This is a genomic window from Streptococcus thoraltensis DSM 12221 (assembly GCF_000380145.1).
Taxonomy (GTDB): domain Bacteria; phylum Bacillota; class Bacilli; order Lactobacillales; family Streptococcaceae; genus Streptococcus; species Streptococcus thoraltensis.
Map to the genome: position 1 here is coordinate 1 of NZ_KB904629.1, position 26,810 is coordinate 26,810.

Annotated in this window: 18 protein-coding genes and 2 pseudogenes; 4 read left to right on the forward strand and 16 right to left on the reverse strand. The window is 41.4% G+C overall.

Features of this window, described 5'->3' with window-relative positions; all coding sequences use genetic code 11:
- Window positions 1-702: 702 nt before the first annotated feature.
- The 5 genes from A3IA_RS0108965 to A3IA_RS0108985 all read right to left on the reverse strand — a co-directional run bounded on the left by A3IA_RS0108965 (window position 703) and on the right by A3IA_RS0108985 (window position 7,070).
- Window positions 703-1,467, reverse strand: a complete 765-nt coding sequence (locus A3IA_RS0108965; RefSeq protein WP_018380984.1) for a response regulator transcription factor — start codon at window positions 1,465-1,467, stop codon at window positions 703-705.
- Complete coding sequence (locus A3IA_RS0108970; RefSeq protein WP_018380985.1) at window positions 1,464-2,792, reverse strand: GHKL domain-containing protein; 1,329 nt, start codon at window positions 2,790-2,792, stop codon at window positions 1,464-1,466. Before A3IA_RS0108970 ends, A3IA_RS0108965 begins: the two co-directional genes overlap by 4 nt.
- A gap of 28 nt (window positions 2,793-2,820) precedes the next feature.
- Entirely contained in the window at window positions 2,821-4,107 is a 1,287-nt protein-coding gene (locus tag A3IA_RS0108975; protein ID WP_018380986.1) for a sensor histidine kinase, read from the reverse strand.
- 264 nt (window positions 4,108-4,371) lie between these two features.
- On the reverse strand, window positions 4,372-5,826 hold the full coding sequence (gene gltX, locus A3IA_RS0108980) for a glutamate--tRNA ligase (protein WP_018380987.1): 1,455 nt from the start codon (window positions 5,824-5,826) through the stop codon (window positions 4,372-4,374).
- Between the two features lie 509 nt (window positions 5,827-6,335).
- A complete protein-coding gene (locus A3IA_RS0108985; RefSeq protein WP_018380988.1) occupies window positions 6,336-7,070 on the reverse strand; it encodes a TIGR00266 family protein in 735 nt (244 codons plus the stop codon).
- Window positions 7,071-7,315: 245 nt separating this feature from the next.
- Here A3IA_RS0108985 and A3IA_RS0108990 point away from each other — a divergent pair, with 245 nt between their 5' ends.
- Genes A3IA_RS0108990 through A3IA_RS0109000 form a run of 3 tightly spaced genes read left to right on the forward strand, consistent with a single transcriptional unit; the run spans window position 7,316 to window position 9,376 of the window.
- Window positions 7,316-7,792 carry a DUF2975 domain-containing protein gene (locus A3IA_RS0108990; protein ID WP_026217654.1) on the forward strand — a complete coding sequence of 159 codons (477 nt, stop codon included), beginning with the start codon at window positions 7,316-7,318 and terminating at the stop codon, window positions 7,790-7,792.
- A gap of 17 nt (window positions 7,793-7,809) precedes the next feature.
- Window positions 7,810-8,025: a helix-turn-helix domain-containing protein gene (locus A3IA_RS0108995; protein ID WP_018380990.1), complete on the forward strand. Its 216-nt coding sequence runs from the start codon at window positions 7,810-7,812 to the stop codon at window positions 8,023-8,025.
- A 7-nt stretch (window positions 8,026-8,032) separates the two neighbouring features.
- Window positions 8,033-9,376, forward strand: a complete 1,344-nt coding sequence (locus A3IA_RS0109000; RefSeq protein WP_018380991.1) for a DUF4153 domain-containing protein — start codon at window positions 8,033-8,035, stop codon at window positions 9,374-9,376.
- Between the two features lie 431 nt (window positions 9,377-9,807).
- Here the strand turns inward: A3IA_RS0109000 and A3IA_RS0109010 are convergent, their stop codons facing one another.
- From A3IA_RS0109010 to pnp, 5 genes are all read right to left on the reverse strand, one after another.
- Window positions 9,808-10,215, reverse strand: coding sequence for a Mini-ribonuclease 3 (locus tag A3IA_RS0109010; RefSeq protein ID WP_018380993.1), 408 nt, complete (start codon window positions 10,213-10,215; stop codon window positions 9,808-9,810).
- The gene (cysS, locus tag A3IA_RS0109015; protein WP_018380994.1) at window positions 10,208-11,560 is read right to left on the reverse strand and encodes a cysteine--tRNA ligase; all 1,353 of its coding nucleotides are present in this window, start codon (window positions 11,558-11,560) and stop codon (window positions 10,208-10,210) included. The genes A3IA_RS0109010 and cysS overlap by 8 nt, the downstream gene beginning before the upstream one ends.
- A 258-nt stretch (window positions 11,561-11,818) precedes the next feature.
- On the reverse strand, window positions 11,819-12,442 hold the full coding sequence (gene cysE, locus A3IA_RS0109025; protein ID WP_018380996.1) for a serine O-acetyltransferase: 624 nt from the start codon (window positions 12,440-12,442) through the stop codon (window positions 11,819-11,821).
- A gap of 188 nt (window positions 12,443-12,630) precedes the next feature.
- Window positions 12,631-13,377, reverse strand: coding sequence for an SseB family protein (locus A3IA_RS0109030; protein ID WP_018380997.1), 747 nt, complete (start codon window positions 13,375-13,377; stop codon window positions 12,631-12,633).
- A 2-nt stretch (window positions 13,378-13,379) separates the two neighbouring features.
- Window positions 13,380-15,527, reverse strand: a complete 2,148-nt coding sequence (gene pnp, locus A3IA_RS0109035) for a polyribonucleotide nucleotidyltransferase (protein ID WP_018380998.1) — start codon at window positions 15,525-15,527, stop codon at window positions 13,380-13,382.
- Window positions 15,528-16,321: 794 nt separating this feature from the next.
- Here pnp and A3IA_RS12060 point away from each other — a divergent pair.
- Entirely contained in the window at window positions 16,322-17,404 is a 1,083-nt protein-coding gene (locus A3IA_RS12060; protein ID WP_018380999.1) for a site-2 protease family protein, read from the forward strand.
- A gap of 235 nt (window positions 17,405-17,639) precedes the next feature.
- Here the strand turns inward: A3IA_RS12060 and A3IA_RS0109045 are convergent, their stop codons facing one another.
- The 6 genes and pseudogenes from A3IA_RS0109045 to A3IA_RS13765 form a co-directional block, all read right to left on the reverse strand.
- Window positions 17,640-18,401, reverse strand: coding sequence for an ABC transporter permease (locus A3IA_RS0109045; protein WP_018381000.1), 762 nt, complete (start codon window positions 18,399-18,401; stop codon window positions 17,640-17,642).
- A complete protein-coding gene (locus tag A3IA_RS0109050) occupies window positions 18,379-19,035 on the reverse strand; it encodes an ABC transporter ATP-binding protein (protein ID WP_018381001.1) in 657 nt (218 codons plus the stop codon). Before A3IA_RS0109050 ends, A3IA_RS0109045 begins: the two co-directional genes overlap by 23 nt.
- Before the next feature lie 282 nt (window positions 19,036-19,317).
- On the reverse strand, window positions 19,318-19,479 hold the full coding sequence (locus A3IA_RS13280) for a hypothetical protein (protein WP_018381002.1): 162 nt from the start codon (window positions 19,477-19,479) through the stop codon (window positions 19,318-19,320).
- Window positions 19,480-19,710: 231 nt separating this feature from the next.
- Window positions 19,711-19,977 carry an LPXTG cell wall anchor domain-containing protein gene (locus A3IA_RS13755; protein WP_483294760.1) on the reverse strand — a complete coding sequence of 89 codons (267 nt, stop codon included), beginning with the start codon at window positions 19,975-19,977 and terminating at the stop codon, window positions 19,711-19,713.
- 174 nt (window positions 19,978-20,151) lie between these two features.
- Window positions 20,152-22,824: pseudogene (locus A3IA_RS13760) on the reverse strand (GA-like domain-containing protein); the annotation flags it as partial.
- A gap of 39 nt (window positions 22,825-22,863) precedes the next feature.
- A pseudogene (locus tag A3IA_RS13765) lies at window positions 22,864-26,670 on the reverse strand (GA-like domain-containing protein); the annotation flags it as partial.
- Window positions 26,671-26,810: the final 140 nt, after the last annotated feature.

A 26,810-nucleotide genomic window follows, 5' to 3' on the forward strand; every position in this document is an offset into this window, starting at 1 on the left:
TCAAAGAGTATGAGTAGGGCAAGTCGAAAGTGACCATCTAGCAAAGTTGAGTCAAAAGACTGTAAGCGCCCAATAACGAGGTATATTGAAAAACATTCCAAAGTCAAGTTGACTCTGGAAACTTTTCTATTTGCAGTTGTTCTGAATTCGTTCAGCCCACGGTACATAAGCCTCTAGCACTTCCTTTTTAGCGAGCGTCGCCTCGTTATGGCGCGGTTACGAAAGACTGATAGTAAAGTCAAAGAGTATGAGTAGGGCAAGTCGAAAGTGACCATCTAGCACAATTGAGTCAAAAGACTGTAAGCGCCCAATAACGAGGTATATTGAAAAACATTCCAAAGTCAACTTGACTCTGAAAACTTTTCTATTTGCAGTTGTTCTGAATTCGTTCAGCCCACGGTAAATAAACCTCTAGCACTTCCTTTTTAGCAAGCGTCGCCTCGTTATGGCGCGGTTACGAAAGACAGATCGTAAAGTCAAAGACTTTTGGTGGCGGCTTATTTATAAAGCAAAAAACCTGCCAGAAGTGACAGGTTTTTTAGCTTCTAGTTTAAATAGGAGATTAGAAACTAGAAAGGAGATTAAATTAGAAAGCGAGGGTGGAGATTATTGAAATGCATCGAACAGTCAATTTTAAGAGAGAGTTCCTCGCCTCTACTGTGTATTAGTTTATCACATCGCCAGATTTTAACCAGTTAAAAATCATGAAATGTCGTTTTTTCGTCCTGAAATGTTGTTTTCCCATTTCGCGATCAAGGTTTTTATCTTCAAACGTGAAACAAGGCATGACTCTCCATTTTCAAAATAAACCAGCTGTTCAGCCTTATCTACACCGTTCACATTGTCCAAATTGACTAAAAACGACCGGTGACATTGATAGAATTTATCGCTCATTTTTTCAATATCTGATAGTTTTGCATAAAATTCTAAACGTTCCGTTTTCGTCCTTAAAATTAATTTATGTGCCGTTTGTGATGTTTCAAAGTACAAAATATCGTGAAGTGGAACTTTAACCTGCGCCTTGGCAGATTTGTAATCAAAATAGTCTACTTCAGTCTGTAAACTTTTCGATAGACTAGCGGTATATAGAATACTGTCGCGAACCTGCTCTTTGAAATCATCTGGATCTAAGTTTTTATCAATAAAATCATAGGCGGCAACCTTGTATTTAAAACTTATTGGAGCAAATTCTGAGTGAGTTGTTACAAAGACAATCACCGCATTTGGATCCATTTGACGCAATTCTGAAGCAACTTCCAAGCCTTTACGAGGCTCATCTTTGATTTCAATATCAAAGAAAAAGAGCTGGTGGCTTCCTCGTTCTTTAACATTATCAAGTAAATTTGTGGCTTTACTATAAGCTGCCAAATGACGAGCAGATAAGTTTTCTTCTTTTAAAATTTCTTTGACAGCTCCCAATAACCGTTCTTGTTGATAGAGGTTGTCTTCTAAGATAAAAATATTCATGGCTCTGGTCTCATTTCTAGAATTTGTGTAAAGCTATGCTGTCCTACCTTGGTAGATAGAATCGTTTCTGGATAGTTCTCTAAAATCTGTCGAACATTTGCTAAACCAATCCCTCTATTTGGTCCTTTTGTCGAATATCCTTTTTGGAATATTTTAGACATATTAACACTATCCTTGCTTATGCTATTTTCAATGACTAGTAATTGACTCTCTTCTCTCTCAAAAAAGGCAACACTGATGTGCGGTCTATGCGATTGTTTGGCTGCTTCGATGGCATTATCTAAAAAGACGGACAAGACAATGACCAAATCCAAAACATCTAGATAAATCTCATCTATCACATCCGGAATTTCTAAAAAGGCTTCAACATTTTGGCTTTGAGCCTCAATCATCTTGGTTGATAAGATGCTTTTAATCGGCGAAACTTTTAAATTAACTAGACGCCCCAATTCGTATTGAGAGCGTTCCACTTTCATTTTACGTCCCTCAATCATTTCTCCATACGATTTTTGAATGTCTGCCAGATTACCCTCATCAATTAAGGTTTGCAGGGTTTTAAAGGAGGCCTCATAATGTTCCCTAAAATTCTGAATATCGCCATATAATTTTTCAATATGCTGATTGTAATCCTCAAGCGCTTTGATTTTTTCAGCCTTGGCTTCTTCTAATTTGCGATCCATTTCTAATTTTGCTTCATGATTAACTTCGGACAACAACCAGAAATACAAGAGTATGTAAATGAACAGAATCTGCTGGCGGTAATCCCAAAAATTTAACAAGGTTGGAAATAAAACCTCTGCTACAGCACTATAGGTAAAAATCAAGTAATAGCTCAGTAAAACCCCACTAAACATATTAGATAAAAAGTTCTTCTTTGCTGTCGTTCCTTTTTGGATATGTTTGAAATTAAGGTTTAAAATTTTATTTAGAAAGTAATAGACGGGAAATACACCACCATAACTAATGTATAAAAGAATGTAATCCTTATCTAGTGCTTCGGGAGTAATATTTAGCAGTGGCGATAATAGGTATAAGGCTATTGCTCTTGAGATAATATCGACCGTCACCACAGGAAAAAAACTGTACAAAATATATTTGTAAAAACTTTCCTTTGGATTTCGATAATAATAAGTAGCCAAAAACACGCAAAAAATAAATGGGGATGTTTCTAATTGAAAGAAGTAGTTAATGACGATAACTACAAAGGCAGACGGTAACAAATACCGTTTCTTGAGATTAATATCACTGACGTGAAGAAATACCAGCCAGTACATCAACCACATGGTAGTAAATACCAAAAAATCCTTAATTAATCCTAAACTCATACTCCCTCCTGTTCATAGGAATTGATAATCAAAGTATCCTTAGCCATATAAGAACCACTTCAAAAGCCATCGAAATATTAAGATTTCTCTGGAAAATCTCTCGGATAGTCTTTGATGCCGTGCTCGTATGATCATCTAAGTGGGGGCTTTGACTATCAAACTGCAAACAACTGGAGACTAATTTTTCTACAGAAGTGCTATAAGACACACTGGCTTCAAAGCCATTCTCGACTTTTTTGACAACCAGCCGTAGGGTTGGTTTTTTGCTGAGTTTAGCATGGTGGATACCCAGTTGAAGCATGTTATGAAGTAGGGTAATGGCATCCTTTTGATTTAGCATAGGAACATCTTCTGAATCAGCAAGCGATACGGAAACTTGAATGCCTGAATGTTTTGCTTCCAACAAATCTTTCGTCACGATTAATTTAATATGATTATTGGCTATTGGCATCAATTGGTAGAATAAATAATCTTCATCTTCCATTCTGTCCTGAGATTTTTTCAAAACTTCTGCAAATGAGCGTCTAATCTCATCAATATCCCCATGATAGATACTTTCGTTGAGACTAATCAAGATATTATCATAGTCATGCTTAAAAGATCGGATATTTTGATAAATACCTTCTAAATGTTGGCTGTATTGTTCCAAATTCTCCAAATACTGCTTTTCTTCTCTTTCAACGTTTGAAACATGTAGTTCTCCAGCCTTTCGATTCAAAAGCGTTAGCACATAGACCAAGACCATAACAGAGGCAAAGAGTGTTACACGATCGTAGTTAGCCATCACTGATGGGTTTTTCAAGAAGACTGTATAATGGATAATGTAGTAAAGGAAAAAGAGCCCATTCATGGCGTAAATATAGCGTTGAACCAGCTTATCTGGCATTTTCAAAATGGTTGGGTAATCAATGCGAAAAAGACGCCTTAGAGCCTTAGTGATTAGTATTAAAAATGGGAAAATGAGTACAATCCCCAAAGGTTTGAGATAGGGTGGAAAAGCAATCCCTCTTAGTAAAACCGGAAACACAAAGATGTAAAAACACCTTAAAAAGAGGTCAAAAAGTACCACTGATAAACCGCTGTAAAATAAATGCCTACAAATCGTTCTTGCTTCTTTTTCCAATAGGGATAGTAGGAAAAAAGTGAGCCAGAGAGGTAGGAAAGCATTTACTGGGATTAGGACTAGAAAGACAATTGATAATAGTAAGAGAAAAGGAAAATAGTATTTCTTTACTTTTCTCTGTACCAAGTCTTGGTAAATATACCAAATCGCTGTGAATTCCAGTAGGTAATATTCAATTCCAAAAAATTCCATCTATCCTCTCTCCTGAATGGTTTGATGAGTATCATATATTCTTTCTTAATTTTAATATCGTCAAATAAATTAACTTTTAGACAAAGAACACAAGACGCCGATGCAGATAGAACTGTCTTCATCAAATTAAGTCAACGACGCCTGCTTTTGATTATCAAAGGGTATGAGTAGGGCAAGTCGAAAGTGCCCCTGTCTCACAGTTAATTCAAAAGACGATACAAATTAGAAAAGAAGAGTCAGGTAAGTCCCGCTCTTCTTCTGCTATTAAAGACTTTGTAACATATTATCAAGGTGTTCGATAGACTTATCGCGTCCTAGTAGGTAGATGGTATTTGGCAATTCTGGGCCGTGCATTTCCCCTGAAACGGCGATACGAATCGGCATGAAGAGATTTTTCCCTTTAATACCTGTCTCTTTTTGAACAGCCTTAATTTGCGGGAATATATTTTCTGGTTGGAAACCTTCATCTGACATGGCTTCAAGTTTGGCTTTGAAGGCTGCAAGGACTGTTGGAACAGTCTCACCTGCCATCACTTCTTTTTCGGCATCGCTCAAGGCTGGGAAGTCAGAGAAGAATAGATCTGTTAATGGTACAATCTCGTCAGCAGCTGTCATCTGTGGTTTATAAAGTTCCACCAATTTTTCAGCCTTGTCTGTCAGACGACCAGCTTCTTCAAGGAATGGTTTGCAAAGCTCAAACACCTTGTCAAAGTCCGCATTCTTGATGTAGTCATTGCTCATCCAGTCCAATTTCTTTTGGTCAAAGGCGGCTGGAGATTTGCTGAGGCGACGTTCATCAAAGAGATGAATCAATTCTTCACGTGAGAAGATTTCATCTTCGCCACCAGGATTCCAACCAAGAAGAGCGATGAAGTTAAAGACTGCTTCTGGCAGATAACCTTTGCGACGGTAATCTTCAATGAACTGAAGCGTATTGGTATCGCGTTTTGAGAGTTTTTTACCTGTTTCAGAATTGATGATGAGGGTCATGTGACCAAATTCAGGTGCTTGCCAACCAAGGGCTTCATAGACCATGAGTTGTTTTGGTGTATTGGCAATGTGGTCATCTCCACGAATAACGTGAGAGATTTGCATGTCATGGTCGTCCACTACTACTGCAAAATTGTAGGTTGGAAAACCGTCTTTTTTCTGGATAACCCAGTCACCACCAATGTTGCCACCTTCAAACTCAATATCACCTTTGACCATATCCGTCCATTTGTAGATAGCTGTCTCATTAACTGCCAAACGGACAGTTGGAATAACACCCGCTGCTTCACGTTCTGCGATGTAGGCTGCCTTTTCCTCTTCTGACATGCCAAGGAATTCGTTGACATAACGTGGGGTTTCGCCAGCTTTTTCTTGACGTTCACGCTCTGCTGCCAATTCTTCTTCTGTAACGTATGATTTGTAGGCTTTACCTTCGTCAAGTAATTGTTGGATGTATTTTTGATAAAGTTCTAAACGTTCAGACTGACGGTAGTTTTCATGGGTTTCAGGACTTTCATCCCAATCCATCCCCAACCAACGAAGATTTTCAAGCTGGCTGCGCTCACCATCTTCAACGTGACGTTTACGGTCTGTATCTTCAATACGGATAATGAAGGTGCCGCCATGGTGACGTGCATAAAGATAGTTGAATAGTGCTGTACGGGCATTACCGATATGCAAAAGACCCGTTGGACTTGGTGCGTAGCGCACACGAATATCGTTTGACATGTCTGTCTCCTATAATCATTTTTATCAATAGCTTTAGGCAAATACAAATTCTTTTGTATTTGCCAATCTATACCATTATAGCATAAGTCAGCTCTGTCAGCTAAGGAAATGACAAGAATTTTCTGATAAAAATGCTAACATCAATCAACCTCTTTCTAGCACAGTTACTTAGGCATCAGAAAAGCTTTTTATAGTCTTTTGAATTAACTGTGAGACATGGTCACTTTTGATATGCCCTACTCATCTCTTTAAAAATCCAAAGCAGACCTTGCGGACTTGATTTGATGACCTTCAGCTCTATCTGCGTCGGCGTCGTTTTGACTGCTTGTGATTTTCATTGGGTATCAAGTCCTGTCTGCGGCTTTTCTGTGCCTTGTCTGCAAGTTCATTCATTTGACCATACTACAAAAAAAGAGTCAAGCCCTTGGCTCAACTCGTCAACTTCAATCAAGATTTAATCAAGATTTAATCAAGATAAATCCAAAATACCGTTTCTGTCTTAACGCCCATTATCCTGACCAGCCGCCATTACCGCGACCAGAAGTTGTAAGATGTCCTCCTACAACTTCGGCGAAAGTTTCAATGTTAAGGCTCTGCACATAAATCTCACCGTAACCTCTAAAACTATTGACGATACCCTCACCAGTACCGATTGACTGTAAAAAGCCATTTTCTAAGTGAATGTCATAATCTAAGGTATCACTCCATGCCACAACATGGGCATTATCTATCGTCATACTCTCTCCATGAAGCTCTAACTTTTTAATCGAACCAAAAGCATTCACCAGAAGGGTTCCCTGTCCTTCTGTCGCCATCACAAAGAGACCACCTTGACCACCAAAGAAAGCTTTACCGATGGATTGTCTTTCCATACGATACTGAGCTGATCCGTCCAATGCTAAGAAGGCACCATCATTGAGGCGGTATTGCTTTTCGCCCAATTCAAGCGCTACTACCTGACCCGGCATAGAAGGTGCTAAAGCCAATCGACCATTATCTTCTGTCGAAATGGCTTGGGTCACAAAGAGTGATTCTCCCGACGTCATCGATCGTCCAAGCGCACCCAGCATTTTTCCCAGACCTTCCCCACGTCCATTTAAGCGCGTATTCAACTGGACACTTGGTGTATGGTAAACCATGCTCCCTTTTTGCAAATAAACAGACTCTCCAGCCTCCAGAGCAATCTCCACCAAAGGAAATTGCATGTTGCTATCAATATGATACGTCATTCGTTGATCTGCCATAATCAAATCCTCCATTAAACTTATTATGACAGATAATGAAAACGATAACATCAGTCTTGAGAACGATTCTCAAGTTCTTCTACAAATGCGCTCCCTTTATAAAGTGGGTATGCAATAGGCTGATGTAACCGTAGGGGTTTTCTTTGAATTTTTATCGTTAATCAATTATTAATTATTAAAAAACGATATTTTTTTATTGATATTCGATAATTTTATGGTATACTATTTTCAAAATTAATCAGGAGATGACCATCATGAACCATAAAAGTTATGAAGATTTCAGTATTGTCTTAACCAAAATTTGCCTAATCGTCCTTTTTATAGGAGCTGTTGTTCTACTTTCAACGGGAACTTGGGTCGTTGATTTAGCTATTATTTATCCGTCGCCTCTCCTAAAAGGTGCTCATCGCTACATGACAATGTTAGTTTTAGGATATAGCATTGGATTTATATCTTTAATTTTCCTATATCATTTATTTCAACTCATCAACAGAATCGGTAAAGGACTTATTTTTATCGAGTCAAATGTTCGCAGTCTTCAACGCTTAGGATGGGAGGCTGCTGCGATTACAACCATTTCGTTTCTGATGGGAGTAACTTGCTACATTCCAATGCTCTTAATCACGGCAGCTGGTATTGCGCTGACCCTAGTTATTCGTGTGATTCGCAACGCCTTTGGCAAAGCTATTGAGTTACAAAATGATGTCGATTATACCATCTAAGAGAGGAAAAAACGTTTATGATTCGTATCAACTTAGACCTTGTCATGGCACAAAAACACATCAGTGCGGGGCGGCTAGCCGAACTAATCGAGTTGACCCCTGCCAATCTATCGATTTTAAAAAATAACAAGGCTAAAGCCATTCGCTTTTCAACCTTGAATGCTCTTTGTCGCGAATTAGGCTGTCAGCCAGGCGACATCATCGAGTATGTTCCCGATGCAGAAAGTGAGTAATAAAAACATGAAAAACCCTTCCTCTTTCAAGAAACCCCTCATCCCTCTCTACCTAAAAAAACTCTCTGATTCAGACTTTTACCATTATAAAATCGGAGCACAACTCACCTATCTTCCAGCCTACTTTTACATTGTCAATCTTTTTAACAACAATCCTATTTACCTCGTCTTAGCTGCTCTTTTGACGATTATCATCACCGAATGGAATCAGCCAAATCAAGTGTATCTGGATAGCATCAAACAAAAATCACCAGAAGATATGCTGCTGCTTGGTTCTCTCCTTCTCCAATTGCTAGGATTTGCCATTTGGGGGATTCAAGCCCAATTTGACTTCTTTCGTCTAGTTGGACTCCATCTAACCTTCATCTACTATGTCTTAGCTCGCAACAAGCAATTCATTCAAGGGCGATTTGGTATTTTCTTTCTTAGAGATGCCTGGCGAGGCTTTTGGACTATCCCTATCAAAAACATTCGCCTTCGCTCTCAAATACTTGGTCACCCTCCTCTTCAAAAATCCAACAAGTCCAAAGTAAATCCCCAATTTATCTTGACACTCTTAGGTTCTATTGGCGTAGCAATCCTACTAGTCGCCTTTGCAATCAGCCAGCTGCAAGCCGTCTCCCAGCAATTTAAACTGGTCACTGATCACTGGTTTGACCAGTTAAATGCTATTTATTTCCAGTTCAGCTGGTACGACCTTTTCATCGAATTTCTTTGCTATGCCATTTTATCTCTGCCTGTAGGTGCCTACCTCTACGGACTGCTTTTTGGTCCACTGATTAGAGGAAGAAAAAGCGATGAAAGCTATCAAGCTCTCCAAGAAAAACTTAATAACAATAGGACTCTTCCTGTCTTTAGCAGTTACATTATCATTGGCAGTTTGTGTTTTATCTATTTGCTCTTTCTAATACTTGGTTTTTCTGATTTACAGGCACTGTTTCAAGCACAGACGATTAGTCCACAGGCAGCTTCTGAGACAGCCGTATCTGGTTTTTGGCAACTGGTTCGCGTAGCCCTCTTGAATTTTACAACGCTTGCTGGAAGCTACTTTTTCGTATCATCTCCCATCTGGGATAAAAAGATTGGCAAACTCATTTTAACTTGCTTATTCGCATTTTCTCTCATCTTTGCACTTCTCGCTGCTTGGAAACTCTTTGGTATTTATATCTACCTTTTCGGACTGACACCTCGCCGGCTCATTTCTGGCTGGTTTGTCACCGTTCTAATCGTTTGGACACTATTGACACTCGTTCGACTTCATAAACCATTTCATAGCATTCGTATCGGGCTGTTCTACCTTATTTTTAGTTTTAGCTGCCTTTCCTACCTGTATGCCTTTTGGATAGACTAATACGCTTCGAAAATTAATTTTAACCCTATTATTGACTTGATTGATGACCTTCAGCATTGTTTGCGGCGGATAGTCTGATTTTGATTGTTATTGTGAGTATTAAAAAACTGGCGTATGTTCCTTTATGGACACTCCAGTTTTTTTCTGAACAGGTTAAGGTTTTGTCACAATCCCCCATCACTTCAAGTGAGTAATCCCTCGTGGTGGCAATGACTAAACGAAATAAAAAGCAAAAATATAGCCTTTTGACGATAGAACTTAGTCAAACACTGCACCTTGATACGCTTTGAAAATCAAATTTAGACCCTGTTGACTTGATTGATGACCTTCAGCGCTGCCTGCGGCGGATAGTCTGATTTTGATTGTTATTGAGTATAAAGCTCCTATAATAACAAAAAGGACGTTGAGCATTTTTTCTCAACTTCCTTTTTTTAGGCTTGGTGTTCTATCCAATCAATACACCAATTTATTAACTTTTCCAAACGCTCAGTCTGACCAGTCATATCCAGATAGCCCATCACAGCTTCAAAACCAGTTGACATTCGGTAGGTCACGACATCCGCATTCTTAGCTTTGGTGCGACTATTGGTATTGCGCCCACGATGGTAGATATTTTCTTCTTTTTCGGTCAAAAGCTGCGCTTCTAACATGGCTGTGATTAGGTTGGCTTGTGCCTTGGCTGATACGTAGCGAGTGGCTAAGCGATGAAGTTGATTAGGCTTAGTTTGACCTGTAAAAATCAGGTGACGGCGGATGTAATAAGAGTAAACGGCATCCCCTTCAAAAGCAAGGGCAATCCCATTAATCAAATTGACATCCACTTGAGTTGCTTTAATCACGTGTCCACCTCACGCCATCTTTGGTATCTAAGAGCTTAATGCCTTGTTCGGCTAGCTGGTTTCGAATGGCATCGGCACGCGCAAAATCTTTATTAGCTCGTGCTTCTTGACGTTCTTCAATCAAAGCTTCAATATCTGCATCAAGAACTTCTTCTGCTTCTTCTTGGAAGACAATGCCAAAGACCGCTAACATAGCTGCAAATTCTTCTTTGATAGAAACTGTGTAATGCCCAGAATTAATCCACTTCGCTAGCTCAAACAGCACCGTAAGACCATTAGCACTGTTGAAATCATCGTCCATAGCTGCTATGAACTGTGATTTGAATGCTTCAAAGCTGTCGCCATCCACAGTTTCTTGGAGTGGCTGTTGATAAGCATTCTTCAAATACTTAAGATTAACTTCTGCATCATGGATGGCTTTTTCAGTGAAGTTAACCGGCTTGCGGTACTGTTGGGTCGCTAAGAAGAAGCGAAGCACCTGCCCATCCACTGTTTTCAACATGTCGTGAACTGTCACAAAGTTACCTAGTGACTTGGACATTTTTTCGTTATCCACATTGACAAAGCCATTGTGCATCCAGTAATTAGCAAAGGTATGTCCTGTTTTGGCTTCGGATTGGGCAATTTCATTAGTGTGGTGTGGAAATTCCAAATCAGCTCCACCGCCATGAATATCGATAGTATCACCTAGAATCTCTGTCGCCATCACCGAGCATTCGATATGCCAACCCGGACGACCCGCTCCCCAAGGACTTTCCCAAGAAACTTCACCAGCTTTCGCTGATTTCCAAAGGGCAAAATCAACTGGATTCTCCTTACGAGCTGTTTCCTCATCGGTACGTCCTGAAGCCCCGATTTCCAAATCAGCTAAAGTTTTATTAGCCAATTTAGCATAGTTCTCCGACTTTTCAACACGGAAGTAAACATCACCTTGCGACTCGTAAGCAAAGCCTTTTTCCACAAGTGTTTCCACAAAGGCAATAATCTGATCCATGTAGTTGATAACACGAGGGTTTTTGGTAGCAGGCTTGACCCCCAACTTAGCCGTATCTTCCATAAAAGCTGCAATAAACTTATCAGACAGCTCTTTGGTAGAAATCTGTGCTTGCTTAGCCGCTTTGATGATTTTGTCATCCACATCGGTAAAATTAGAAATGTAATCAACACGATAGCCACGGTATTCAAAGTAGCGACGAATCGTATCAAAAGCCACGGTTGAGCGAGCATTTCCAATATGAATATAGTTATACACCGTTGGTCCGCAGACATACATCTTAACCCTGCCTTCTTCTAAAGGCACGAAGTCACGGAGACTGCGAGTCATGGTATCGTAAATTTTAATCACTTAGTTCTCCTTGTCATTTTTTCGCATAGATGTTCTACGGTACATGGTCCAAACACCTGATATAAGCCCTAGTAAACAGATGACAGTTAAAAATAAATCGCCCTTTTCAACTGATGTTTTCGTTAATAACCGTAACAGTACGATGGTGAGATAAATACAAGCAAGCAAAAACAACCAATTGAGCTTCAAAAAACTTTTCATCTTTGATACTCCTTTTTTCATTACCCTCTATTAACTTGGTTCGGTGGATTAGATTGCTTAAAGGTGGGATGACTGATGACTCTTATCCGCCGCTTCTTCCATTTTGGAAGCGTAATAATGGCTTTTACGGTCTTCTTCAACCGCGTGATTGACCAACTCATCTTTTTTTCCATGCACACGAACCACCTTGGCTGGCACACCGACGACCGTCACATCTGCAGGCACATCTGACACTACAACAGCACCCGCACCGACCTTAGCATTTTCGCCAATTTCAATAGGTCCAATAACCTGAGAGTGCGCCGAAACTAGCGCACCACGGCGTACGGTTGGATGCCTCTTACCAGTATCTTTACCAGTACCACCAAGCGTCACTCCATGATAGAGCATGACACCTTCTTCAACCATAGCCGTTTCACCAATCACAAGACCTGCTCCATGGTCGATGAAAACCCCGGGAGCAATCTCAGCCCCAGGATGGATTTCAATATTGGTCCAAAATCGCCAAAATTGACTATGCATCCGCGCAATCAATTTGAACCCACGTTGCCATAAATAATGAGAAAGGCGATGTGCCGCAAGAGCCTTGATACCAGGATAGGTGAGAACCACCTCTAAAGACGTACGAGCCGCTGGATCTAACTCTTTAACAATATCGATTGATTTTCGCCACCAGCCCATACCAGTCCTCCTTTTGCTTTTTTATCTCATCCTAAACCCTTGATAGTTTAGCTATTTTTATAGTCTTTTGAATTAACTTTGATCATGGTCACTGTTGACTTGCCTTATTCACAGCCTTCGAAAATCAAGTACTGCTCGCGTCTTGCGTTCCTTGTCTGAAAGGTAATTCATGTGACTATATCTCATGCTTACTTATTGATACCAGCCCACTCAACGATAGCCTGTTGTTCTGCCAAAGGATTGACCACAACGCCTAACGTATCACCAGCTTCTTTACCATCTGCTTGTAAAATTTCTGCTAACTTCCATACAAAGACTGAACCGCCCATTTCTCTAAATGGCAAGCCGAATTCCTCATTGTTATACCAATCCGCAAAGTTTGGCAGGCTTGAAAAGACGGGAACAAAACTTTGGTCCAATTCATTTGCCATAGTCGGGAAACGACGCTCGTGTGTCCCATCAGCTTTGGGATAAATAAAGACTGGCACCAGATAAACTTTTTCCAATAAATCAGCAGCTTGATTCTCATCACTCATGATGTCATTGATCAATTCTGTAAAAGTATTAACAAACTGAATCATCTCGCTAGATTGGAAAATCGTTGAGTTGCTGAAATCTCCTGTTTTCTTCACATTAAAAATCAATCCTGTCAGCTGATGTAAAATCACTTCTTCAAGAACGTCTAATGCTGAGCGCTCAATCCATTCCTGCTTGGAGGCTGACGGGTGTTCGTGACAGAAGACTTCAAGGTCTTCTGTACTCGTAAAAACAGGGGTTAACTTCTGCCCATCAATAGCAATAGCATAAGGTTCTGAACTGGCTAGTACAGGATAGGTGTGCATGCTGTTGACGAGGGCAATGCTACGCAGAAAATTATCTGGCTCTTCAATGAATTGACGAAGGGCTAAGCCCAACTCAATGTTAAATCTTTCCATGATTAGTTTTCCTTTTTGTCTGAAATCTTTTCCTCAGGTTTTTCAGCTGGTTTTGGACGTGGTACGAGAACTTTCATCGACGCATCAATGCGACCCTTTTCGTCAACTTTGATGACTTTGACATCCACTTCTTCACCAACTTCAAGAACATCTTCCACGCGGTTGGTGCGTGTCCAAGCGATTTCTGAAATGTGCACAAGGGCATCTGTCTTGTCAAAGAGGTTGACAAAGGCACCGAATTTTTCGATACGAACCACTTTGGCATGATAGATTTCGCCAACTTTAGCTTCACGAACTAAATTAGCAATGATTTCTTTAGCTCTATCAATAGCATCTTGGTCGGAAGAATAGATGGAAACATTTCCTTCTTCATCAATGTCAATCTTAACACCTGTTTCAGCGATGATTTTATCAATCGTTTCGCCACCTTTACCAATGACAATCTTGATTTTATCCACATCAATCTTGATCGTATCAATCTTAGGTGCGGTTGGTGCTAGGTGTGGACGTGGCGCAGCAATCGCTCCTTCGATGACATCAAGGATTTCAAAACGAGCTTTTTTGGCTTGTGCCAACGCTTCTTCGAGGATTTGTGGCGTAATCCCTTCGATTTTAATATCCATTTGGAGGGCTGTGATACCTTCACGAGTTCCCGCCACTTTAAAGTCCATATCACCAAAGTGGTCTTCCAAACCTTGAATATCGGTTAGGACTGTATAGTTGGTGCCATCTGAGATGAGACCCATGGCAATCCCTGCAACGGGTGCTTTGATGGGCACACCACCAGCCATAAGCGCTAGCGTTCCTGCTGTAATGGAGGCTTGAGAGGATGACCCATTGGACTCCAAAACTTCTGCCACTAAACGGATGGCATAGGGGAATTCTTCTAGGCTTGGAAGCACTTGCTCCAAGGCACGCTCACCAAGTGCGCCGTGTCCAATTTCACGACGACCGGCGGCACCGTAACGCCCAGTTTCTCCGACAGAGTATTGTGGGAAATTATAGTGGTGTAGGAAGCGTTTTTTGTACTCGGGATCTAAACCATCGACAATCTGAGTTTCTCCCATCGGTGCAAGTGTCAACACTGAAAGCGCTTGGGTTTGCCCACGTGTAAAGAGACCTGAACCGTGAACTTTTGGCAAAAAGTCAATTTCTGCCTCTAACGGACGAATTTCATCAACACGACGGCCATCTGGACGAATCTTGTCTTCAGTAATGAGACGGCGCACTTCCGCATGCTCCATTTGTTCCAAAGTTTCAGCCACATCACGATAGATGCGGTCAAATTCTGGGTCATCAGCATAGCGATCGGTGTATTCTCCAAAGACCTGTTCACGCACTTCATGAGTTGCTTCTTGACGAGCTAGTTTTTCCTCAACTTGGACGGCACGCGCCAAATCATCATAGTATTTGTCGTTAATTTCCTTGAAAATTTCTGGGTCAACTTGAAGTAATTCTACATCAGCTTTTTCTTTACCGACTGCGGCGACAATTTCTTCTTGGAAAGCAATCAAGTCTTGGATAGCTTGATGCCCTTTCAAAAGAGCCTCGAGCATGATGTCTTCTGATAATTCTTTGGCACCTGATTCCACCATATTGATGGCTTCTTTAGTACCGGCTACCGTCAGCTCAAGAGCAGAGGCTTCTTTTTGTGCCTTGTCTGGATTGATGATGAATTCTCCATCAATGTATGCCACTTGCACACCTGCGATTGGGCGTTTGAAAGGAATATCTGAAATCGCAAGCGAGAGAGAAGACCCAAACATAGCAGCCATTGGTGCGCTGGCGTCTTCATCATAAGAAAGGACAGTGTTAATCACTTGAACTTCGTTGCGAAAGCCCTCTGCAAACATGGGGCGGATAGGGCGGTCAATGAGACGCGCAGTTAGGGTAGCATCTGTTGACGGACGTCCTTCACGCTTATTAAAGCCTCCGGGGAATTTACCAGCGGCATACATCTTTTCTTCATAGTTGACTTGAAGGGGGAAGAAATCACCGGTTGCCATTTTCTTAGACATGACTGCTGCTGTCAAAACAGTGGATTCACCATAACGAACAACCGTAGCCCCATTCGCTTGCTTAGCCACTTGACCAATCTCAACTACTAAGGGTTTGCCAGCAAAAATCGTTTCAAAAACGTGTTTACTCATTTGTTTACCTCATCTCATAAATCTTTAGATACCTTGTTTTTTACAAAGCTCAATCTAACTGAAACGCTGTTAAATTCAGCTTTGCAACAAACCATGGTATCTGTACCATTTTACCATAAAAAAATCAGAAATGGAGAGTAGAAAAAGTGATATTCTCTAGGGAGGACAATGAGAAATAAAACCACACTATTGTTCCAACATTCATAGGATTATTCTTTTTTACAAAACAACATATGTAGTCAAATGAATTAACTTTCAGAACAAGGAACAGAAGTACTTGACACTCAATGAAAATCAAAAGCAGACGAGGCGATGCCGATGCAGATAGAACTGTCTTCATCAAATCAAGGTAACAAGGTCTGCTTTTGATTTTCAAAAAGGATGAGTAGGGCTAGTCGAAAGTGAGCAGGTATCAAAATTAATTTAAAAGACTATACTTATCAAATCCCCCTCGCTCTTAAAACACACCTATCTTTTTTACTTATGCTGATCACATCATAAAGCTGAAAAATGTTTTAACAGCAAAAACCATTTGATTAGCTCTATCTGGGGATAGCAAGACACTCTATCAGAAACATGTCACCAAACAGTCAAAATAAGAACTAAGCAAGGCAAGCAAGAAGGACAACGACAATTGGCGTGTTCATACTAAACTCTCAAAAATAGCTTTAGTCACACTGTGACTAAAATAACTATTTAGATGACATAGCATAATCTCGACTCTCTTGAGAGTGCTTTCACTATTCTTTAAATTATGATAAAATTCAAGAAATAATAATAAAAGGATGTTAAATATGTCTAAAACAAAGCTGAAGTGGCTTAGTCGGATTATGACAAGTCTTGGGCTACTTTCCTCTATCTATTCCTTTTTCATTTTAGGTACCATTATGGCAAAAGTAGAACGTACAATTACAGACGAAACTTGGCTTTTGGTAGCACTGGGTATCTTTATCTTCTATTTCTTTTCCATCTACTTTATTCTACTCCTTCATGAACTAGGTCATGCTTTTTTTGGAAAACTCTCTGGCTACCAAATGGTCGCTCTGGGAATTGGCAATTGGCACCTTATCCGCCAGAAGACTGGTTGGAAATTTGAGAAGAAAGCGGTAGTACTGGGAGCAGCTGCCCAATACATCGGAATTAAGAAGGATAGGGATGATATTCGAGGAATCCTCATGTTCTCAGGTGGGCTGCTTACTCACCTTCTGCTCTTACTAGTGGCTGTCCTTGTAGGATGGATTTGGAATATCTGGGACTGGGCAAGCCTTTATATCTTCTTTAATTTGGGGCTTATCTTGATAAATGCTTCTCCTGATGGCATTACAGACGGGGCAAGGCTTTTAGAGCTGTACCTTTTCCCTGAAAACGGTCGCTACCTTCAGCCAGCTCTAAAACATGCAGCAATCCTCTATACCGCACCCGACACGGCGACAATGACAGACTTCTATAGCGAGGAAGTCCCCTTGCAGATGGGTAGCATCCCCCAAATTTTCTACCTAAATCATACTTGGATTGATATTTTTGAAGGGCGTTTTGAAAAAGCTGATGCTGATTTGCAGACCTTGGCTAACTTTACGGAAAACTCTTTTATCAAGATGTGCGCCAGCTACTCCCGCTTCGAAACCCAACTCCTATCTGGTAATAGTAATAAAGCTAGAGAACTAGCTAAAACCAAAGCAGTCAAAAAAATGCTGGCTCACCCCCAAGCAAGTATACAAACCATAAAAGCGAAATATGAACTTGAAGTTCTCGGCAACAAGAAAAAAGCACAAAAGAGTCTTAAAATCGCTAAAAAAGCCTTCAAACTCAACCAACTCTTAAAAGATGAAAAAGCCTTTTATAGCAAGATTTATGAAGAAATAAAAGAAAAAGTCTAAAAACTACTGGAGAGGCAGACAAAGAACAGCCCCAAAACCCACCAGTGACCATTTTCTTCAACATTTTTTAAGCTCTTTGAAAAAACTCTTAGGAACGATGTCAAATCGGCAACCCTAAGAGTTTTCTTTATTGGCAATTAAATGTCAAATCCTCTAACCATTAAAAATAGAGATAGCTATTGTAGCAATTGTTACCCGTGTTTGAATCTGACAACCTTCTAACAGCACAGAATTCCTAAAACTCAAGCTGCAGGCGTTCATTAAAGTAGGTTTTATAAGCAAAATAAGATGCAATGACTGAACCTAAGCTTGTAGCTGACAAAAGCATAAACATAACCATGATTTGGTATTTGATGGCATAGACTGGGTCTACCCCTGCAAAAATCAAACCAGACATCATCCCCGGCAAGCTGACTAGACCAACCGTTTTAGCAGAGTCAATGGTCGGCTGTACTCCTGTTTTAATAGCTTGTCGCAAAATAGATAGCGAAGCCATTTTTACCGGTGCGCCGAGAGCTAATTTTTCCAAAACTTGTTGACGTTGGTCGGTAAAAAGACTGTACATGGCGCGATAACTAAGACCGATGGCAACCATGGAGTTGCTGGCAATCATCCCCGAAATTGGGACGATCTGGGAGGGCATAACCTTGATGGCACCTGAAGCTATCAGAATTCCCAAAGTTATGGCAGTCGATAGTAAAATAGCCAACCAGGATTGCCATAAGTGTTTATTACCATTAGGATTGCGCGAGTGGGCTTGACGGCTGGCATTAAAAATGATGACCATGACCATGGCAAAGGTTAAAAAGATGTTGTTAACTCGAAAAATGTATTGCAGGATAAAGCCAACCACAACCAGTTGGATAACGGTGCGCACAACAGCGATAGCAATCTCTTTACCCAAGCCTAATTTTTCTTTAGCGCTGAGCCCAACCGCCAGAAGCACCAAGCCAAAGGCTAGAACGAGTGATAGATTACTGACTGATACGTTTGTCATCGACTAATGCTCCTTTCTCGATGGTAATGATACGACTGGCTGACTGAATTTCCTCCTCATCATGAGTGACTTCAATGATGGTATGACCCTTAGTATGATAATCGGCAATAACCTTGTTAACTAGATGCTTGGTAGCACTGTCTAAACCAGAAGTCACCTCATCAAGTAACAAAACCTTCGGTTCAAAAAGCAGATTACGCAATAGGGCGATACGCTGCTTCTCACCACCTGATAAGTCCTTGATGGCTTGGTCTAGATGGTTAGGCGTCAAATTGAACCGAGTAAGCTGTTCCAAGACTTTCTTTTCATCAAAAGGAAGCTGACGAATCTCAAAAGGAAAGATCATGTTATCCCGAACAGTCTCGCCGAACAAAACAGGCTGCTGAAAGCAATAGGAAACCTGACGACGGTAATCGATAGGATTGAGTGTGGATACGGACTGACCTTCAAACCAAACATCACCAGAAGTCGGAGAAATCAGAGTTGATAACAATTTCAACAAGCTACTCTTACCACTCCCAGAAGGACCCACTAAGGTCACACGCTCACCCTCTTGAATTGAAAACGAAATATCTTTAAGAATTAACTTATCACCGATTTGATAAGCTAACTGATTAATATTAAAAATAGCCATAAATTAATTATAACACAGTCCATTTTTCATTCATTAGAGCGATGGCTCAAAATGAAAAAAGAAAGTGGACGAAAAGTCGCTAACTGACAGAGTTCGATATTGTTACCCACCTTCCACAAGTTGAGTAGGGCTATAAAGGCTATATAGTCAAATGAATTAACTTTCAAACAAGAAACTGAGACACGGACAGCACTTGAGTACGACAAGCCGAAAGTGACGATGTATCAAAGTTAATTCAAAAGACTATATCGTAATTAGCGCCCACTCAAAGAAGACAATCGCTTACACCTTATCTAAAATAGTTTCCAGTGTTTCTTGATGAAGAGATTGGAACAAGCTTAGTTCAACTTTTCCAATACGCATTTTCAGCACCATCTCGTTTTTGTTTTTCTTATCAAAACGACGAGATTGGGGCGTTTCCAAAGGAACGATAGGTTGTGACATCACAATAGCCTCCAATTCTGTTTTCTACTAACAGTATACTGGAGACCTGACAATCTCGGTAGATACCTCGTTATGGCGCGGTTACAGTCATTCGACTATAAAACGCAAAAAACACCTCAAGAGCTAGGCTAACTTTTGAGGTGTTTATTGGGGTTGAATAGCCTTATCAATCGTTTTAAAAAGAGCTAAGTCAATTCAACCAAATCCATTTAATAGGAAGAATATCGGTCATTAGTCTTCGCTATTTCTTTTACGCTTTTTAGAAGCAAGCAAGGCAGCTAGAGCAAGTGCCATACCACCACCATAAAGCGGAGCTAATTGGTTGCTTCTCTCACCTGTTCTTGGTAGGTTTTCGCCTTTTACTGTGTCAGTTGACGACATTTTCTTAACAGGTTGTGATGAGATAGCTCGTGCAGCTGGTTTGCTTACAGTTGGAAGAACGGTTTGACCTGCCTTACCTGTGATACCTCCGTCTGAACCACCAGATTTTGGATCCATTTGAGGTTTTTCAACTTTTGGTGAATCACCTGGTTTTGGTTCTACTTGAGGCTTCTCAACTTTTGGTGAATCNCCTGGTTTTGGTTCTACTTGAGGNTTCTCAACTTTTGGTGAATCNCCTGGTTTTGGTTCTACTTGAGGNTTCTCAACTTTTGGTGAATCNNCNGGTTTTGGTTCTACTTGAGGCTTCTCAATTTCTTGGCTATCCACTTTACCATTGCTATCGGCATCGTTGACAGTAACTTCTGATGTTGTCACTTTGGCAAGGCGTGCTTCAAGAGCAGCTTTTTCTGCGCTGTCTGCCAAGGTGTCGACGAGGGCGCCAGCGACATTTTTCTTATCGACAGTTGTCTTGTTCAAGCCATCTACAATTGTTTTTTCGAGTGGGTTGACGAGACCGTCTTTTTCAACTTCAGCTTTCTTGTCTTGACCTGCTTTCGCAGCGGATTCGGCAGCTTTGACAGCGGCTTCTGCGACTTCTAGTCTGTCTTTTTCATCTGCTTTGCCGTTGCTGTCAGCATCGTTGACAGTAACTTCTGATGTTGTGACTTTGGCAAGGCGTGCCTTGAGAGCTGTTTTGACTGCACTGTCTGGTAACTTATCAACAAGGTCGGTTGCAACATCTTTCTTATCAACAGTTGTCTTGTTCAAGTCAGTAATAGCTGTCTTTTCTGCTGGGGTAACAAGACCGTCTTTTTCAACTTCAGCTTTCTTGTCTTGACCTGCTTTTGCAGCAGCTTCTGCGGATTTGACAGCAGCTTCGGCAGAGGCAAGGGCGGCTTCTTTAGTGTCTTGGCTATCTACTTTACCGTTACTATCGGCATCGTTGACGGTAACTTCTGATGTTGTGACTTTAGCAAGGCGCTCTTTGAGGGCTGTTTTGGCAGCATTGTCTGACAGACCTTCAACGAGCTCGTTAGCAACATCTTTCTTATCAACAGTTGTCTTGTTCAACTCATCAACAGCTGTCTTTTCTGCTGGGGTAACAAGACCGTCTTTCTCAACTTCGGCTTTCTTATCTTGACCTGCTTTTGCAGCGGCTTCAGCGGCTTTCACAGCTGTTTCAGCGGTTGCAACATCAGCATCTTGAGTATCGGCTTTGCCGTTGCTGTTAGCATCGTTGACAGTAACTTCTGATGTTGTGACTTTGGCAAGGCGTGCTTCAAGAGCAGCTTTTTCTGCACTGTCTGCCAAGGTGTCGACGAGGGCGCTAGCGACATTTTTCTTATCGATAGTTGTCTTGTTCAAGCCATCTACAACTGTCTTTTCGAGTGGGTTGACGAGACCGTCTTTTTCAACTTCAGCTTTCTTGTCTTGACCTGCTTTTGCAGCGGATTCAGCAGCTTTGACAGCAGCTTCTGCAACGTCTAGTCTGTCTTGGTCATCTGCTTTGCCGTTACTGTCAGCATCGTTGACAGTAACTTGTGATGTTGTGACTTTAGCAAGGCGTGCTTTGAATTCATTTTTCTCTTTACCTTCTGGTAGCGTGTCAACGAATTTTTCTGCAGCTTGTTTGCTCTTAGTTACCTCTGCATTTAATGAATCGACTGCTTGTTTTTCATCTGGAGTGACAAGACCATCTTTCTCAACTTCAGCTTTCTTTGCCTTGGCAGCTTGAGCTGTCTTTTCAGTTGATGTAACAAAGAAGTCAGCTCTAGCAATTATGCTATCTAGACTATCTGCTTTGCCGTTGCTGTTGGCATCGTTGACAGTAACTTGTGAAGGTGTCACTTTTCCAAGGCGATCTTTGAGAGCAGTCTTGGCATCACCATCTGGTAACTTATCAACAAGTGCAGTTGCAGCGGATTTCTTATCGGCAGTTGCTTTGTTCAAGTTATCAACAGCTGTCTTTTCTGCTGGGGTAACAAGGCTGTCTTTTTCAACTTGGGCTTTCTTGTCTTGACCTGCTTTTGCAGCGGCTTCAGCGGCTTTGACAGCAGCTTCGGCAGCGACAAGCGCAGCTTCTTGTTTGTCTTGGCTATCTGCTTTACCGTTACTGTCAGCATCGTTGACAGTGACTTCTGAAGTTGTCACTTTGGCAAGGCGTGCTTGGAGAGCTTCTTTTTCTGCACTGTCTGCCAAGGTGTCAACGAGGGCGTTAGCGACATTTTTCTTATCGATAGTTGTCTTGTTCAAGCCATCTACAACTGTTTTTTCGAGTGGGTTGACGAGACCGTCTGACTCAACTTCGGCTTTCTTGTCTTGACCTGCTTTTGCAGCGGCTTCGGCAGCTTTGACAGCAGCTTCGGCAGCGACAAGCGCAGCTTCTTGCTTGTCTTGGCTATCTGCTTTACCGTTACTGTCAGCATCGTTGACGGTAACTTCTGAAGTCATGATTTTGGCAAGACGATCCATGAAGGCAGCTTTTTCAGGGCTATCCGGTAAATTGTCCTTTATCAAAGATGTGACAAATTCTTTATTAACTGTCACTTTTTCATTTAAGCGATCTACTTCTTCTTTTTCAGCTGGATTGACGACACCATCTGACTCAACTTCTGTTTTCTTATCTTTAGCAGATTGAGCAAGAGCTTCGACAGACTTAACAGCAGCTTCTGCCTTTTCTAGTCTTTCTTTATCATCTGCCTTACCGTTGCTGTCGGCATCGTTGACGGTAACTTCTGATGTTGTGACTTTGTCAAGGCGGTCTTGGAGAGCCTTTTTGGCATCGCTGTCTGGTAACTTATCAACCAAGAACTGGGCACGTTTTTTAGCATCAGTTGTGATTGTATTTGACAGATCTAAGTGTTCTTTCTCTGATGGAGTGATAACACCGTCTTTTTCAGCTTCTGCTTTCTTGTCTTGACCTGCTTTTGCAGCTTCTTCAGCAGCTTTAACAAGTCTTTCAGCGAATTCTAATCTTTCTTGATCGTCTGCCTTACCGTTGCTGTCGGCATCGTTAACGGTAACTTCTGTTGTTGTCACCTTAGCAAGGCGGTCTTGGAGAGCGGTTTTAGCCTCACTGTCTGGTAACTTATCAACTAAGGATTGGGCATGGTTTTTGCTATCCGTTGTGATTGTATTTGACAGATCTAAGTGTTCTTTCTCTGATGGATTGATAACACCGTCTTTTTCAGCTTCTGCTTTCTTCTCTTTACCGAATTGAGCGGCTTCTTCGGCGGCTTTGACAGCTGCTTCAGCGACAGTAAGGGCAAGATCTTTTTCGGCTTGATTATCGACTTTGCCATTATTATCAGCAGTTTGCTCGTCTTTGCTGTCTGCTTTACCGTTACTATCTGCAGTTTGTTCCTCTTTACTATCTGCTTTGCCGTCACTGTCAGCATCGTTGACAACGACCTCTGATGTTGTAACTTTGTCAAGGCGATTCTTGAGGGCTGTTTTAGTCTCACTGTCTGACAAGTTATCAACTAAGGATTGGGCATGGTTTTTACTTTCTGTTACGGTTGCATTTAACTCATCTACAACTTCTTTTTCAGAAGGATTTACAGCGCCGTCTGCTTCAACTTCAGCTTTTTTATCTTTAGCTACTTGAGCAGCATCCTCCGCAGCCTTAACAGCGAGTTCAACTTGGGAGAGGTTAGCGTCAGGCTGGGTTTTCTTATCATCTTTTCCCTTGCTGTCAGCGGATTCACCAGCAACAGGAGTAGTGTTTTGTTCATCTTGACTTTCCGCTTTGCCATTATCAGCAGCAGCTTGTTCGTCTTTGCTATCTGCTTTACCGTTACTATCTGCAGTTTGCTCGTCTTTGCTATCCGCTTTGCCATTATCAGCAGCAGCTTGTTCGTCTTTGCTATCTGCTTTGCCGTCACTGTCAGCTTCGCTAACGGTGACTTCTGAAGTCGTAATTTTTGCAAGGCGGTCTTGGAGAGCCTTCTTGGCATCGCTGTCTGGTAACTTATCAACCAAGGACTGGGCATGGTTTTTAGCCGCAGTTATGATTGTATCTATCTGATCTAAGTGTTCTTTCTCTGATGGAGTGATAACACCGTCTTTTTCAGCTTCTGCTTTATTCTCTTTACCGAATTGAGCGGGGGCTTCGGCGTCTTCGACTGCTTCTTGAGCGTCAATAAGAGCAACATCTCGTTCGTCTTGACTGTCGGCTTCGTCATTATTATCAGCAGTTTGATTGCCTTTGTTATCAACTTTGCCATCATTATCAACCGTTTGCTCATCTTTGCTATCGACTTTACCGTTATTATCAGAAGATTGTTCGTCTTTGTTGTCGGCTTTGCCATTATTATCAGTAGATTGTTCATCTTGACTTTCCGCTTTGCCACTATCATCAGTAGCTTGTTCTTCTTTGCTATCGGCTTTGCCGTCACTGTCAGCATCGTTAACGGTGACTGTTGATGTCGTCACTTTATCAAGGCGGTCTTTGAGGGCGGATTTTTCAGGGCTATCTGGTAAGTTGTCTACTTCAGATGCCACACGTTCTTTATGAGTTGTTAGGTCTTTATTTAAGCCATCTATTGACGCTTTTTCAGCTGGATTTATGACACCATCTGACTCAATGTCTTGTTTCGCAGCTTTAATGATTTGTGCCATCTTCTCTATAGCCTCAACGGTGGCTTCAACTTCTTCCAGTCTTCTTCGATCAGTGTCATCTGCGACAACAGGGACAATGTCTTGTTCTTCTTTGCTATCTACTTTACCTTGACTATCAACAGCGCCAACGGTAACTTCTGAAGTTGTAACTTTAGCAAGGCGAGCTTTGAGGTCAGCTGTGTCATGGTTATCTGGTAAGCTGTTAACGAGTTGGGTTGCAGAGGATTTGGCTTGTGTTACCTTACCATTCAATGCATCGACTGCTTGTTTTTCTTCTGAAGTGACAGTACCATCTTGCTCAACTTGTGTTTTCTTGGCAGCGGCTTCTTTTGCAGCTTCTTCTGCTGATTCTGTAAAGGCTTTGGCTGCATCAAGAGTGATTTTTTGACTGTCTGATAGACCGCCCTTATTAGCAGCATCATCTGCGACAACAGGGGTATCGGCTTGTTCGTCTTTACTATCGACTTTGCCAGTATTATCAGCAACTTGCTCTTCTTTACTATCTGCTTTGCCTTGACTATCAACAGCGCCAACAGTGACTTCTGAAGTGGTGAGTTTAGCGAAGCGCTCTTTGAGGGCAGGTATTTCAGTGCCTGATAAATTGTCAAACGCAGTGCTTAGTTGTTTCTGACTATTCGTTATGGTTGTATTTAAGCGATCGATTTCTGCTTTTTCTTCTGCCGTTACGACACCGTCTGCTTCAGCCTCTGCTTTTTTGGTTTTAGCGTTTTGAACAACTCGTTCGGTAGTTGTAAGAAGATCTTTAACAAGACGGAGGACAGCAGCTTCATCAGCATCTACTTTACCATTGCTGTCGGCATCGTTAACCGTGACTGTTGAAGTGGTTATCTTATCAAAGCGAGCTTTGAGGTCGCTTTTTTCTTTGCCTTCTGGTAGACTATCAAGTTTTGCTGCTACAAGTTGTTTCGTCTGAGTCACCCCCTCATTCAACGCATCAACTTCTCGTTTCTCAGCTGGAGTGACAAGTTTATCTGATTCAACTTCTTTTTTCTTTTTCTCAGCAGCTTGAGCGGTCTCTTCGGCATTTTTGATAAAATTATCAAGTCTGGCAATTTCGCCATCTATAGTATCGGCATAGCCATTACTGTTGGCATCGTTAATTGTGACGTCTGCGGTCGTCACTTTTGCAAGGCGAGCTTTGAGTTCCTTTGTTTCTGAATTTTCTGGTAAAGTAGCAATGAACTGTTCTGCTAATTTTTTGCTCCTAGTTACTTCTGCATTTAATTCATCGACTTCTTGTTTTTCAGCTGGATTTACGGCACCGTCTGCTTCGACTTGGGCTTTCTTATCCTTAGCTTTTTGAGCAGTCTTTTCAGTCATTGTGATATAGAAGTCAGCCCTAGCAATAGCACTAGCCTGCTTATCTGTTCTGCTCTTGCTGTCAGCAGCGCCATCTTTAGATTTTACAGTGGTTTCAGGCGCAACAGGGGCATCGGATTGTTCAGCTTTATTATCCGCTTTTCCCTTACTTTCAACATTTGTATAACCAGACGTTGGCTTGAAAGCCTCATTGCCTTCGACAAGCTCTTCCAAATCGGTCTTATCAACCAATGTATTTTGAACATCTTCTAAAAGATTTTGATCGTCGGCTGGACTATCAGGAAGACTTCTCACAGATCTAACACGTGGTTTGTCAGTCTCGTCACTTGTCAAAGCGCTAGGTGCTGGGTGGTTTTCTTCTTGGGATGATGTCTCATCCACTTCTGGGCTTTCACTTGCGACTGCAGGCTCTACAACAGAAGTATCGGTTGACGGTGTGAGCGTTTCTTGGACTTGAGTTGCTGGCACTTCTGTTTCACTTGCGACTGCAATCTCTGCAACAGGAGTATCTGTTGACGATACACGTGTTGCTTGAGGTTTAGGTGCTAGTGTTTCTGAACTTTCACTTGCAACTACAGGCTCTGCAACAGAAGTGTCGGTTGATTGCACAAGCTCTTCTTGGGCTTGCATTTCCTGTGTTTCAGAAATCGCTTCCATTTCAGGGCTATTTAAACCTGATGACGCGACACTAGTGTCTTCCTCTTTTTGAATCTGCTGTGTCACTGGCTGAGCGGTGTCAGCTGACGCTTCAGGTGCAGCCATCCCCAAAATAACCGTTCCTAAAAGAACTGACGCTGCGCCAAATGAATACTTACGTATGGAAAATCTCTGTTTTTGTTTCAAAAACATGTTTGCCTCCTAATCTTTCTTTAAAAAATACTTAACTTTAAACGAATCGTAAAAATACATTCTTATCATATATCATTTTCCTTAAAAAAACAACACAAAAATGTCATTTTTTAGTTATATATCCATGTTTTTTTAATCAT

Coding starts and splice junctions, on each gene's coding strand:
- A3IA_RS0109030 (WP_018380997.1), bottom strand. CDS start 13,377: ATGGAAAGATTTAACATTGAGTTGGGCTTAGCCCTTCGTCAATTCATT.
- gltX (WP_018380987.1), bottom strand. CDS start 5,826: ATGTCAAACGATATTCGTGTGCGCTACGCACCAAGTCCAACGGGTCTT.
- A3IA_RS0109050 (WP_018381001.1), bottom strand. CDS start 19,035: ATGGCTATTTTTAATATTAATCAGTTAGCTTATCAAATCGGTGATAAG.
- A3IA_RS13280 (WP_018381002.1), bottom strand. CDS start 19,479: ATGTCACAACCTATCGTTCCTTTGGAAACGCCCCAATCTCGTCGTTTT.
- A3IA_RS0109000 (WP_018380991.1), top strand. CDS start 8,033: ATGAAAAACCCTTCCTCTTTCAAGAAACCCCTCATCCCTCTCTACCTA.
- pnp (WP_018380998.1), bottom strand. CDS start 15,527: ATGAGTAAACACGTTTTTGAAACGATTTTTGCTGGCAAACCCTTAGTA.
- A3IA_RS0108995 (WP_018380990.1), top strand. CDS start 7,810: ATGATTCGTATCAACTTAGACCTTGTCATGGCACAAAAACACATCAGT.
- A3IA_RS0108975 (WP_018380986.1), bottom strand. CDS start 4,107: ATGGAATTTTTTGGAATTGAATATTACCTACTGGAATTCACAGCGATT.
- A3IA_RS12060 (WP_018380999.1), top strand. CDS start 16,322: ATGTCTAAAACAAAGCTGAAGTGGCTTAGTCGGATTATGACAAGTCTT.
- A3IA_RS13755 (WP_483294760.1), bottom strand. CDS start 19,977: ATGGATCCAAAATCTGGTGGTTCAGACGGAGGTATCACAGGTAAGGCA.
- A3IA_RS0108990 (WP_026217654.1), top strand. CDS start 7,316: ATGACCATCATGAACCATAAAAGTTATGAAGATTTCAGTATTGTCTTA.
- A3IA_RS0109045 (WP_018381000.1), bottom strand. CDS start 18,401: ATGACAAACGTATCAGTCAGTAATCTATCACTCGTTCTAGCCTTTGGC.
- A3IA_RS0108965 (WP_018380984.1), bottom strand. CDS start 1,467: ATGAATATTTTTATCTTAGAAGACAACCTCTATCAACAAGAACGGTTA.
- A3IA_RS0108985 (WP_018380988.1), bottom strand. CDS start 7,070: ATGGCAGATCAACGAATGACGTATCATATTGATAGCAACATGCAATTT.
- cysE (WP_018380996.1), bottom strand. CDS start 12,442: ATGGGCTGGTGGCGAAAATCAATCGATATTGTTAAAGAGTTAGATCCA.
- A3IA_RS0108970 (WP_018380985.1), bottom strand. CDS start 2,792: ATGAGTTTAGGATTAATTAAGGATTTTTTGGTATTTACTACCATGTGG.